The 5,746-nt window shown below is 66.4% G+C and carries 5 protein-coding genes and 1 pseudogene; 1 reads left to right on the top strand and 5 read right to left on the bottom strand.

Annotated elements, in window-relative coordinates:
* The 5 genes from VFA16_RS10605 to VFA16_RS10585 all read right to left on the bottom strand — a co-directional run.
* Positions 1-1,655: penicillin-binding protein 2 (locus VFA16_RS10605; protein WP_324967766.1), on the bottom strand; the 1,655-nt coding region annotated here is incomplete at its 3' end.
* On the bottom strand, positions 1,652-2,938 hold the full coding sequence (locus tag VFA16_RS10600) for a hypothetical protein (RefSeq protein ID WP_324967765.1): 1,287 nt from the start codon (positions 2,936-2,938) through the stop codon (positions 1,652-1,654). The genes VFA16_RS10600 and VFA16_RS10605, both read right to left, overlap by 4 nt.
* A complete protein-coding gene (gene rsmH / locus VFA16_RS10595) occupies positions 2,928-4,157 on the bottom strand; it encodes a 16S rRNA (cytosine(1402)-N(4))-methyltransferase RsmH (RefSeq protein ID WP_414687689.1) in 1,230 nt (409 codons plus the stop codon). Before rsmH ends, VFA16_RS10600 begins: the two co-directional genes overlap by 11 nt.
* The gene (mraZ, locus tag VFA16_RS10590) at positions 4,132-4,566 is read right to left on the bottom strand and encodes a division/cell wall cluster transcriptional repressor MraZ (RefSeq protein ID WP_083089289.1); all 435 of its coding nucleotides are present in this window, start codon (positions 4,564-4,566) and stop codon (positions 4,132-4,134) included. Before mraZ ends, rsmH begins: the two co-directional genes overlap by 26 nt.
* A gap of 333 nt (positions 4,567-4,899) precedes the next feature.
* Entirely contained in the window at positions 4,900-5,301 is a 402-nt protein-coding gene (locus tag VFA16_RS10585; protein WP_324967763.1) for a DUF3040 domain-containing protein, read from the bottom strand.
* A gap of 235 nt (positions 5,302-5,536) precedes the next feature.
* Between VFA16_RS10585 and VFA16_RS10580 the strand changes: the two are divergent.
* A pseudogene (locus VFA16_RS10580) lies at positions 5,537-5,746 on the top strand (hypothetical protein); the annotation flags it as partial.

Here is a 5,746-nt window from a genome sequence, read left to right as displayed (position 1 = left end):
ACCGTCTGTGCGGTTTGTGGAGACACCACCCGAACAGCTTCTGGCCGCGGTTCTTCGGTGCGGGTGCCGTCGGGCGCGACAGTCGCCTTGATGATGCGCGGCGGTATCCGCAGCCCGTCGTTGGCGATGGTCTGGTACATGCCCGTCATTTGCAGCAAGGTCATCGAAAGGCCTTGGCCGATAGGCAGGTTGGAGAATGTGCTACCCGACCACTGGTCGATCGGCGGCACCAGGCCGGCACTTTCGCCGGGCAGCCCCACATTGGTGCGCTGGCCCAGCCCGAACTTCTTGAGCATGTCGAACCAGCGTTCCGGACCCACCCGCTGGGCGAGCATCAGCGTGCCCACGTTGGACGACTTCCCGAACACACCCGTGGTCGTATAAGGCATTACGCCGTGGTTCCAGGCGTCGTGAACGGTGACACCACCCATATGGATCGAGCCCGGCACCGACAGCACCTCGTCGGGGTTGGTCAGCCCGTATTCGATCACCGACGAGGCGGTGATCACCTTGTTCACCGAACCAGGCTCATACGGCGAGGACACCGCAAGGTTGCCCAGCTGCCGGTCGCCCTGACGCCCGATGTCTTGCGACGGGTCGAAGGTGTTGTTGTTGGCCATGGCCAGCACCTCGCCGGTCTTGGCGTCCAACACAACCGCCGAAACGGTGCGCGCCCCTGAGGCGTTCGTTGCCTGCTGCACCTGCTGCTGGACATAGAACTGGATATCGTTGTCGATGGTCAGCTGCACGGTCGAGCCGTTTACCGCCTTGTGCCGGTTGCGATAGCTGCCGGGGATCACCACGCCGTCGGATCCACGGTCGTAGGTCACCGACCCATCGGTCCCGGCCAGCACGGCATCCAGCGAGTCCTCCAGGCCCAGCAGACCATGACCGTCCCAGTCGATACCGCCGACAATGTTGGCGGCCAGCGATCCGCCCGGATACTGGCGCAGATCTTGGCGCTCGGCGCCCACTTCCGGGAATTTCGTGGTGATCGCTGTGGCGATAGCCGGATCGACGGCGCGGGCCAGGTAGACGAATGTCTCGTCACTATTGAGTTTCTTGAAAACCGTTGCCTGGTCCGGTTTGTTGTTCAGCCGAAGCGCGACTTCCTTGGCGATGTCGTCCAGCCGCTGCTGCGGATCGGGTGCTTTGGCATTCTTTTGTTTGGCTTCGGTGAGCTGTTTGTGGATGCGCCGCGGTTGAAATGTGAGTGCGCGAGCTTCGATGGTGAAGGCCAGTTGGTCGTTGTTGCGGTCGACAATGCTTCCCCGCACGGCTTTTTCGACGTCGGTGACTTTGAGTTGTCCAGCGGCCTCCGCACGCAGTCCGGCGGCACGCGGCACCTGCAGATAAAACAGCTGGGCAGCCGCGACGAGCAACGCGCTGAAGACGACGGCGTTGCCCGCCCGGTGCCGAAAGACGAACGACGCGCCGCGCGATCCCAGGTTGATTGCCTGGCGGGTGCGCCGGTCGCGGGCCGAGTGGCCCTGCGGATCAATGTTTCCGCGGAGCTCTGCGCGGGATTCGTCGGCTTTCTTCAGCTTCGGCGATTTCTTCTTGGACTCGCCCACTGCTTTCCGTGCTTTCCGGGTGTCGCTTGCCTTACGCGCCGTCTGCGACGGGCGCCCCCGCGAGCGATCGCTGCGGCTCACCGGGGCGCGCCGGGGGCTGTGACGGTTACCGGGCCGAACTGTTCGCCGCTGGGGGGAGCCGCGAACGGAGTGGCAGCCGGCACTGGAGCCGCAACGGGCGGTCCCCCAGGTGGCACACCGGGCGGTGGTCCAGCGATGGGAGGCATTGGCGCAGGGGGTGCGCCGGGCAGCGTCGCAGCCGGCGCCGGAGCGGGCGGTGTCGCTATCGGAACTGGCGCGGGCATGGCAGGACCCGCACCCTGGGCCGGCGGCAGGGCCACGGCAGGAGCCGGCGGCACGGCCGCGGCAGGAGCCGGCGGCGGGGCCGCGGGAGCGGCAGGAGGCAGGACCGCGGGAGCCGGTTGCGGGGCCACACCGGCAGCGGGTCCGGGCACCGCCACCGGCCCAGGCCCACCCGCCGGAATGTGGGGCATCCCCGGCATGGCGCCAGTGGGTGGCTGCTGGATGCCTAACGTCGTCGCGCCGTCAGGAGCACGGACCAACGCCTCAGGCCCGGACTGAGCCGGCAAGCTCGGCCCGCCAGCACCGGGTGACACCAGAACCGGCGTCTCCACCGAGTTCACCGCGGGCTTGGGCGGTGCCGGCTTTTCGTCGGGCAGTTTGGTGTTCAGCGGCGGCGGCGGAGCGCCCTCAGCAGGTTTGGGGGTTCCGACGACCACCCACGCACCCGTTGGGTCTTGCACTAGGTGGGCGGTATCTCGCGTCGGGATCATTCCCAAATTTCGGGCCGCCTCTGCCAACGCCGGTGCAGCCTGCGCCTGGAGCACATCACGTTCGAGCGCCTCCTTCTGCTGCTGCAACAACTGAGTTTTCTGACGCGCGTTGCCCAACTCGTAGGAGCGCTCCGCGGAATCAGTGGACAGCCAGAGCGTGACGCCCAGTCCGAGGCCAAGCGATCCGATGACCAGCACGACGAATGGCACCTTGCTTGCCAGGGTTCGCGGCCGAAGATCAATAGCTGCCAACCTGGTAAGCAAACGATCCCGCAACGGCTGGCGAGCGACCTTGGGTGCCTTGGCCTTTCGCGCCTTAGCCCGTGCCTTCGCCTGGGCGGCGCTCTTCGGCCGGGCTGGCCGCTCGACTGGTCGCGACATCGGCGTGGTCTGCGGCCCCGACTGCGGTGCTCGCAGTTCGCGGGTTGGGGCCGAAGCCTTGCCGGCAGGCCGGGTGCGCCGCGATGCCGCGAGAGCTGTCGATCCACGCGTGCTCTTCCGAGCCGCGTTGTCGCTTCCATGGTGGCGATCGGTGCCGCGGCGCGTCGCTGACTGCCGCTTAGCCTTCATGAATCGCCCTCCTTGCTGCGACCTGCTGCCGCACTCGTTGCAGAGCCCGCAACCGCACCGGCGCGCTACGGGAATTGCGTTCGATTTCGGCACGGTCGGCCCGTTCGGCACCGCGGGTCAGCGACTTGAATTCCGGTGCGTGGCCGGGCAGTTCGACCGGCAATCCGGCCGGAGTGCGAGAAGCGACGGCGCTGCTGAATACGTCCTTGACGATGCGGTCTTCCAGCGACTGGTACGCCAGCACCACAATGCGACCGTCGACGGTCAGCGCATCCAACGCGGCAGGAAGCGCCCTGCGCAGCGAGTCCAGCTCGCCGTTGACGGCGATGCGAAGTGCTTGGAAGGTCCGCTTTGCCGGATGCCCGCCGGTGCGCCGAGCCGGCGCCGGAATGGCTTGGTACAGCAGGTCAACCAGCTCACCGGTTGTCGTGAACGGTGTGACGGCCCGGTGGCGGACGATGTGCGCGGCGATGCGGCGCGCGAACCTCTCCTCGCCGTAGCGCCGCAGAATGTCAGCCAGGGCGGGCTCGTCGTAGGTGTTCAGGATGTCGGCCGCGGTCCGCGGTGAATCCGGGTCCATCCGCATGTCCAACGGAGCGTTGTGCGCATACGCGAAGCCTCGCTCCGGACGGTCGAGCTGCATCGACGACACACCGAGATCGAAGAGCACGCCGTGCACCGAATCCGTTGAAGTACAGCCTGATTCGGTTAGAGCGGTTTTGATGGCGTCGTACCTGGTGCGCACCAGCGTCACCCGGTCGGCGAAGCGGGCCAGCCGTGTCGCCGCGATCTCCAACGCGGTGGGGTCGCGGTCGAGGCCGATCAGGCGCAGGCCGGGCAAGTCGGTCAGGAACCGCTCTGCGTGACCGCCCGCGCCGATGGTCGCGTCAACCAGGACGGCACCCGACCCGTCCGGGTGGTGGCGGATGAGTGCCGGGGTGAGCAGTGTGACGCAGCGTTCCAGCAGCACCGGCACATGACCGAAATCGGCTCCATCGTCGGCCATGACAACACCTCCCCGCGGGGCGACCCTGGTGGTCCAGCGGGCGACCCGCTGCGCCCGGCTTCGCCGCGCTTGCGATCGCCCGCGGGCCGCCCCTGCACCGGGGTCCCTGTCCGATAGCACGAACCTGGCGTTGGGGAAGTACGTCAGGGTCGGTTCGGGCAGAGACCGCGATGCACGGGCATGCGCCTCAGATGATGTCGCCGAGTGCTTCATCGCTGGCCGCGGAGAAGTTCTCTTCGTGAGTCTGCTGGTAGTTCTGCCAGGCCTGCGCGTCCCAGATCTCGAGGTAGTCGACCGCTCCGATCACCACGCAGTCTTTGGAGAGGTTGGCGTAGCGACGATGGTCGGCTGACAAGGTGATCCGGCCCTGTGCATCGGGATGCTGCTCATCAGTGCCGGCCGCCAGGTTACGCAGGAATGCCCGCGCCTCGGGGTTGTTGCGCTTGGCCTTGTCAGCCAGCCGGCGGGCCAACTGCTCGAACTCGGCCCGGGGGTAGACGGCCAGGCTGTGATCTTGGCTCTTGGTGACCATCAACCCTCCTGCCAGCGCGTCCCGGAACTTGGCGGGCAGCGTCAACCGCCCCTTGTCGTCGAGCTTGGGCGTGTAGGTGCCCAGAAACATCAGGCCACCTCCCGCCACGGCACGAAGTCCCGGAACTTCGTCTCACCCACGACTTCAGCCACCATACCCCACAACGCCCCACTTTGCTCCATTTGGAGGTAAGGATTCGGCGTTTTTCGACTTCGATCACGTAACGGGTGTGCCAGAGCCCCCGCAAGGAATGCGGACGCCTACGAAAAGAGAGCTCAGTGGGTCGGAAACCGGACCAGCCCCCTGGTGGGGCATTGTGGGGCGCTTGGCGGAAGCAGCTGCGAACGACACAACGGGCGAGCGCAAAAAAGAGGGCAGCCGGAAAGCTGCCCTACAGGTCAGCGGCGATCGCCGCGGTCCGCGCTACTCGTCGAAGCGACGGCGGAAGCGGTCCTCCATGCGACTGGTGAACGAGCCGCCGGCGCCTTTCGCGCGACGCGGCCGCGGCACACCCGGCGACCCTGCGCGGTCACGCCCGCCCGGGAACCGCGGACCGGTGATGGCATACACGACACCACCGAACATCACCACGAAACCGAGAACGGAAAGGATCGGGAAGCTGCCAATCATCGTCGCCTTGAACGCGACACCGGAAACCAGCATCCCTAAACCGACAACAAACAGGGCCGCACCTTGCAGGCGCCGCCGCGCGGTCGGCGCGCGCAACCCGCCACCACGCACGCTTGAGGCGAACTTCGGGTCTTCGGCATAGAGAGCGCTCTCGATCTGCTCGAGCATCCGCTGCTCATGATCGGAGAGTGGCATTCCGTCCCTCCTTGCCGACAGGCCGTCACGCATAACGTGGATGCCCACTTTGTTGGGGCAACTAACTCAGATGATACGAGGTGAAACTGTGCCTTACCACTGGTTCGCTCGTCGATTGTAGTCTGACGACAATGCGGGCCCGAAAAGCCCGAAGAGCAGCGGGGCCATCGGCTTTAGCGTGGCGACCGATGCGGGCCGCAAGGCCCGAGGAGGAGCCGCGCAATGGAGCTTGAGCGTGGCGACCGATGCGGGCCGCAAGGCCCGAGGAGGAGCCGCGCCATCGACTTTGGTCGCCGACATTGTCGATCCGCAGGTGGCGCGGGGGCCGATAATGAGAATTCAAGCAGCGCACCGAATCAGCGCCCGAGGAGGAGACCGCAAGTTGGCGACCTTCCTCATCGATCTGTCGGCGCACGACATGCAGCGCCGTCTCGGTGACGCCCTG

The organism is Mycobacterium sp. (assembly GCF_035653355.1).
Lineage (GTDB): Bacteria > Actinomycetota > Actinomycetes > Mycobacteriales > Mycobacteriaceae > Mycobacterium.
The sequence above is the reverse complement of the archived record's forward strand: the minus strand, read 5'-3'. Positions and strand labels throughout refer to the sequence as shown.

Excerpts from the sequence above, each read along its gene's own strand:
- VFA16_RS10600 (WP_324967765.1), bottom strand. The coding sequence starts at position 2,938 with ATGAAGGCTAAGCGGCAGTCAGCGACGCGCCGCGGCACCGATCGCCAC.
- rsmH (WP_414687689.1), bottom strand. The coding sequence starts at position 4,157 with ATGAAGCACTCGGCGACATCATCTGAGGCGCATGCCCGTGCATCGCGG.
- mraZ (WP_083089289.1), bottom strand. The coding sequence starts at position 4,566 with ATGTTTCTGGGCACCTACACGCCCAAGCTCGACGACAAGGGGCGGTTG.
- VFA16_RS10585 (WP_324967763.1), bottom strand. The coding sequence starts at position 5,301 with ATGCCACTCTCCGATCATGAGCAGCGGATGCTCGAGCAGATCGAGAGC.